This window comes from Rhizobacter sp. P3_C12 (genome assembly GCF_056402735.1).
Genome location: NZ_JBFUGW010000379.1, coordinates 1 through 4,768 on the forward strand (window position 1 = coordinate 1; position 4,768 = coordinate 4,768).

The 4,768-nt window shown below is 68.2% G+C and carries 6 protein-coding genes; 3 read left to right on the top strand and 3 right to left on the bottom strand.

The window, feature by feature from the left end; genetic code table 11:
* Positions 1 to 1,873 (top strand): ATP-binding protein (locus tag AC1DXV_RS31430; protein ID WP_477937405.1); only part of this gene is annotated, 1,873 nt, incomplete at its 5' end.
* On the opposite strand, the gene AC1DXV_RS31435 is transcribed toward AC1DXV_RS31430, so the two are convergent.
* Positions 1,870 to 2,490 carry a TetR/AcrR family transcriptional regulator gene (locus AC1DXV_RS31435; RefSeq protein WP_477937407.1) on the bottom strand — a complete coding sequence of 207 codons (621 nt, stop codon included), beginning with the start codon at positions 2,488 to 2,490 and terminating at the stop codon, positions 1,870 to 1,872. The two genes, AC1DXV_RS31430 and AC1DXV_RS31435, sit on opposite strands and share 4 nt — an antisense overlap.
* Positions 2,491 to 2,566: 76 nt before the next feature.
* Between AC1DXV_RS31435 and AC1DXV_RS31440 the strand changes: the two genes are divergently transcribed.
* Positions 2,567 to 3,394, top strand: coding sequence for an alpha/beta fold hydrolase (locus tag AC1DXV_RS31440; RefSeq protein WP_477870805.1), 828 nt, complete (start codon positions 2,567 to 2,569; stop codon positions 3,392 to 3,394).
* Positions 3,391 to 3,834: a hypothetical protein gene (locus AC1DXV_RS31445; protein ID WP_477870807.1), complete on the top strand. Its 444-nt coding sequence runs from the start codon at positions 3,391 to 3,393 to the stop codon at positions 3,832 to 3,834. The genes AC1DXV_RS31440 and AC1DXV_RS31445 overlap by 4 nt, the downstream gene beginning before the upstream one ends.
* 150 nt (positions 3,835 to 3,984) lie before the next feature.
* On the opposite strand, the gene AC1DXV_RS31450 is transcribed toward AC1DXV_RS31445, so the two are convergent.
* Together AC1DXV_RS31450 and AC1DXV_RS31455 are read right to left on the bottom strand one after the other, a co-directional pair.
* Positions 3,985 to 4,479, bottom strand: coding sequence for a helix-turn-helix domain-containing protein (locus AC1DXV_RS31450; protein ID WP_477937409.1), 495 nt, complete (start codon positions 4,477 to 4,479; stop codon positions 3,985 to 3,987).
* A gap of 35 nt (positions 4,480 to 4,514) precedes the next feature.
* Positions 4,515 to 4,768, bottom strand: a 254-nt coding sequence (locus AC1DXV_RS31455) for a LysR substrate-binding domain-containing protein (RefSeq protein ID WP_477937411.1), incomplete at its 5' end; no start/stop codon positions are given.

A 4,768-nucleotide genomic window follows, 5' to 3' on the forward strand; every position in this document is an offset into this window, starting at 1 on the left:
GGGCACGTGGTTCGTCGACCTCGCGGCCCTGCAGGACCCGCGGCGCCTGCTGGCCGCCGTGGCCTCGGCCGCCGGTGCCCGGCAAGACGCGACGGCCGATCCGCTCGACGCGCTGTGCGCGCACATCGGCGCGGCACGCGCGCTGCTGGTGCTCGACAACTGCGAGCACCTCATCGACCCCGTGGCGCAGCTCGCCGACCGCCTGCTCGCCGCCTGCCCCGGCCTGCGCCTCCTCGCCACCAGCCGCGAGGCGCTGGGCTTGCCGGGCGAGCAGATCTTTGCGGTCGGCCCGCTGCCATTCGACTCCGATGCCGTGCGCCTCTTCGTCGACCGGGCCCGGCTYGCCAGGCCCGACTTCGCGCTGACCCCGGCCAACGAACCGGTCATCGCCGAGATCTGCCGCCGGCTCGATGGCATCGCCCTCGCGATCGAGCTGGCCGCGGCACGCGTGCGCATGTTCGCGGTCGACGAGATCCGCTCGCGGCTGGACGACCGCTTCCGCTTCCTCACCGGCAGCTCGCACGCCGCGCCGCGCCACCGCACGCTGGGCGCCACGCTGCAGTGGAGCGTGAAGCTGCTGTCCGAGCCGGAGGCGCAGGTCTTCGCGCGGCTCTCGGTCTTTGTCGGGGGCTGCACGCTGGCCGCGGCGGCCGTCGCCGCGGGCATCGACGATGAATACGCGGTGCTGCAGATCATGACGCAGCTGCACGACAAATCGCTGCTCGTGATGGCGCCCGAGAACCTGCCCGAGCCGCGCTTTCGCATGCTCGAGACGGTGCGCCAGTTTGCACAGGACCTGCTCGACGACACCGGCGAAGCCCAGGCCGTGCGTGCGCGCTGCCTGGCCCACTTCGTCGCGTTTGCCGAAGCGGCCGGCGGCCACCTGCACGGCCCGGGCGAGCTGGCGTGGCTGCGCCGGCTGAAGGCGGAACAGGACAACCTGATCGCGGCGCACGACTGGTGCGCCCAGCTGCCGGAAGGCGCCCACGCCGGCTTGCGCTTCGTCGCGGCGCTCGGCCGCTACTGGACCTTTGCCGGCCCGCTCGACGTGGGCTACGGCCTGGGCACCGCCGCGCTGGCGCGAGACGCACACGGGCTCGACGACGCGCTGCGCGRCAAGGCACTGCTGGCGATGTCGCACCTCGCGTACAAGCGCGGCTTCTATGACGAGGCCCTGCGCTGGGCCGACCAGGGCGGCGAGCTGGCAGCGTCGGCCGATGACGCCGAGCGCACCGCCGTGGCGCTGAGCCTGCGCGCCAACGCATGGCATGCGCTGGGGCGCGCCGACGAGGCCTTGTCGGCCTATGAGCAGGCGACCGAGCTGCTGCGCTCCAACGGCGTGCCCGACATCCGCCTGGTGGTCAGCCTGAACAACATCGCCGAGATCCACCGCGGTGTCTGCCGCCATGCGCAGGCACGGGCGCTGTACGACGAGGCCATCGCGCTGGCGAAGCGGCTCGAGCTGCCCGCTTCGGTGACGGGGCAGCTGCAGAGCAACCTGGCGCAGGTGCAGGTCACCCTCGGGCAGTGGCCGGCGGCGCACGAGACGCTGCAGGTGCTGTGGCCGCTGGTGGCGCGCGACGGCCTGCCGAAGATGGGGGCGAGGCTGGCGGAAGTGGCCGCGGGCCTGGCTTCGGCGCTGGGCGAGCATGCGAACGCGGCCAGGCTGCACGGCATGGCGCTGGCGGGAAGGCACCAGGATGGGGAGCAGGCCGATCCGGTGGACGAGGCATTCATCGCGCCGCTGATGGCGGCATCGCGCGGGGCGCTGGGGGTGGAGCGGTTCGAGGCGGAGCGTGCTGCGGGGGAGGCGATGACGCAGGCGGAGGTGGAGGCATGGATGGCGGATTGGCTGGCCACGCCAAGGTCCTAGGCGCCCAGGCCGATGCAGGCAAACGCCGCATCGGCGAGCCCTTCTCTGAAGTGCAGTTCGGGGCCGAACTGTCCGTCCGCAAGGACTCCATCKATGAGGAGCAGCAGTTGGCGAGCGGCCCGCGCCGGATCGGTGGCGCCGAGCAATCGGCACATGTCGGCCAGCCGTCGCACCACCTCGATCTTGTTCTGGGCAGAAAGTGCCTTGCCGGCGTGATCGAGACCCCGGAATTCGGTGGCGGCATTGATGAACGGGCAGCCCCGAAACCTCGGGGACGAACTCAGCTTCCCGAACGCATCGAGCAAGCCCCGCAATTGCGCGCGCGGGTCGTCGGGGTGTCGCCCCACCATCTCATCCCACCAGGCAAAGAACAATCGGTTCTGCTCCCGGAGCACCGCCTCGATCAGCTCATCCTTGGAGGCGAAGTTGCGGTAGAGACTCGTCTTCGACACACCTGCGCGCTCGGCGATGGTGTCCACGCCGGTCGCAAGAATGCCTTCTCGGTAGAAGGCGTCGAGCGCGATGGCCAGGATGCGGTCCCGGGCCGTGGGTTCGCCCTTCGCGGGCGCGCCTCGGCGGGAACGGATTTCTTGGGCAGGAATGTTCGAGGTCGTCATGGCAATCTCCGTTGACAATGGTACAGGTCTGTACCTATATTTAAAGGTACAGACCTGTACACATCGAAAGCCATCCATGTCATCGCATCAAGACACGTCCGTCGACACCAGCGCTGCCGCCGATGTCGAAGCCTTCATCGACGCGCTGCTGCGCATCAAGCGGCCGCCCGAGGACGCGCGGACAGTGGATGCCGAGGTCATTCCCTTGCTCGTGGATACCCCCGGAGCGTGGCCTGACGGCGCACAGGTGATGGTGCATGTGAGAAAGCGCGGACTCGGGCCCCACGCCTTGCTGGTCCACGGCTGGCAGGGAAGGACGTCCGACATGGAGAAAATCAGCGACGCTCTCGTGGCGTCGGGCTTCACCGTGTGGGCTCCGCACCTGCCCGGCCACGGGACTTCCGGCGGAGAGCGCCTGTCCATCCCGCTGGCGGCGCGTGTACTGCGAGCGGTCGAGGGTGTCACCGGGCCGCTTGCACTCGCGGTCGGGCACTCGATCGGAGGGGCCTGCATCGTGCAGGCCCTTGACGAAGGCCTGCAGGCGGACCGTGTGGTTCTCCTGGCGACACCGACCCACTATGGCGGGTATGTGCGCGCGATGGCACGGCAAGCGAGATTGGAGGGTGACACCGTCGCGCATCTGCTGAACCGACTGCAGGAGGTGATCGGCGTCCATCCAGACCGGATCGACATGCGCCGGCAGGCTGCGTCGATGCACCAGCCAGCTCTGTTCATTCACGCGTCCGACGACAAGGTCGTCCCCCACGAAGGTGCCCAGGCCGCGGCGGCCAGCTGGCCTGGCGCCAAATGGCTCCTGCTCGAGGGCCTGGGACACTACAAGATGCTGCTCGAGGATCCGCGAGTGGTTCGGCGCGTCCTCGAGTTCGCTTCCCACACAACATGAATCCGCTCAACCTTGACCCATTCCCGCAGCCAGACTCAAACGAATCAGACAGCGTGGAGAAGGCCCTTCTGGCGCTTCGAGAGGCGAGCGATGAGCAGGCCGCAGTCGACGCCTGCGATGCGTTCCTCTGGGCCATGGGCAACAACCACGCAGGCACCTTTTTCCCGGTCGTATTGGGTGTCCTTCCTGCGCTTGAGCAGATTCTTGCCAGTGGGCAAGCATGGGCGCAACGTGCCGTCATCGAGTCGCTCATCGACCTCGGCGGCACCTTCGCTCCTGAGCAAGGGTACGAAACATACCTTGGCGTCTCGGTGCAAGAAGCACTGACGACGTTCATTCACTCCCTGCGTCCCCACCTGGTGGGGCTGGCGACGGGACATGATGCTCGAGCCCGGAGCGCGATTGATCTTCTGGAGCTCATTGACGACCAGGCGGCATGACCATTTCATCGAACTGGCCCCTCAGCGCGAGCTTCACACCTGCGACTACCACTGCGCCAGAAACTCACCGACCACTGACACGCAATGCTCGTAGCTGGGTTGATAGTCCAACACGGCGATGGCGTCGAACGCGGCGCGCAAGCTGGGACGTCATGCCCAGAGCGCCTGCCGATGGACCGACAAGGACTTGGCCAGCTTGGCGACGTTGCGCCAGACCGTTTTCGGCGCAACGTGCGCGTGCGCAGCCGCCTCTTCCACGGCCATGACGACGATGGGCACCGGCGCTTCGTCGAGCAGGTGCACCAGATGCGGCACGAACGGAGCTTGCACCTCGCCGCTCACCAGGGTCTCACCCAAGGTCTTGGGTGGGAGTTCGTGCGTGTAGCTGACGCTGGCCGTCTTGGCGGCCATCCACAGACCGCGCTTCTTGCCGCGCCCTTCCGTACTGAGGGGCGCAGCCTCAAGCCCGAGAACGGACGTGACCTGCGCCACCCTGTTCACGCCGAGGTCGCTCAGGCTTCCGTTCTCGAGCCCGACCAGGGTCTGGCGCGACAGCCCGCTCAAATGTGCAAGCTGGTTCTGCGACAGCCCCAGTTCCGTGCGCCGCGTGCGGACGGCGCGACCGATGTCGAGAAGACTGCTCATTCTCGCCTCGCGAGTTGTCCAAAATTTTGGACATTCTAGCCCGTGACTCTCACCTCTTCAACCGTCGCCCAGAAGCGTTCGGCCGCCCGCGGCAACGGCGAGCGCGGCCGGAACAGGCGGATCTCGACCTCGATCGCCCACTGCGGGCCGCCCGCAGCAGTCAGGCGGCCGGCGGCCAGGTCGTCGGCGATCAGGCTGCGCGGCAGCCAGGCCACGCCGCGGCCGTCCAGCGCCATCGTCTTGAGCACGCTCGCCAGGTGCGCCGTCAGCGCCGATTGCGCATGGGCGC